The organism is Microbacterium sp. 18062 (assembly GCF_902706225.1).
Lineage (GTDB): Bacteria > Actinomycetota > Actinomycetes > Actinomycetales > Microbacteriaceae > Microbacterium.
In genome coordinates, this window is sequence record NZ_CACSKB010000620.1 from 1 (window position 1) to 395 (window position 395).

The following is a 395-nucleotide window of genomic DNA, read 5'->3' on the forward strand; positions in this document are numbered from 1 at the left end:
GGTGATTATCGAGGGCACATGCGATGAGATCGGTCGTCGCTCATGCTGGGTTCTGCTCGACCAACAGGGGCCACAATCGCTGACCCTTGCTTGGGATCCGCAGGACATAGAAACTCCGTCCGACCTTGCCGAACGCCTGCCGAAAGTCCTGATCCACCGGAATACTCCGGGGCACCGCATCTACGACGTCCTGGCCGAGCTCGACCGTTGCTGGGAGCACGCTGCCCCCTTGGCTGTCTTTGGCCCGCGGGTGCGGTGGCGCTCGGCAAAGCGGGAGTTCTTGGACTCTCTTGGCGACGCCTACCTCCCCGCGGCGCGGCTCAACCCGCGCCGCCGCCTGGCGGATAACTCAATAACTCTGCCATGGTCAGTGGTGTGCGAGTCTGTGGATTAAT

Annotated in this window: 1 pseudogene; it reads left to right on the forward strand. The window is 62.8% G+C overall.

The window, feature by feature from the left end:
* A pseudogene (locus GVL03_RS22515) lies at positions 1-394 on the forward strand (class I SAM-dependent methyltransferase); the annotation flags it as partial.
* Position 395: the final 1 nt, after the last annotated feature.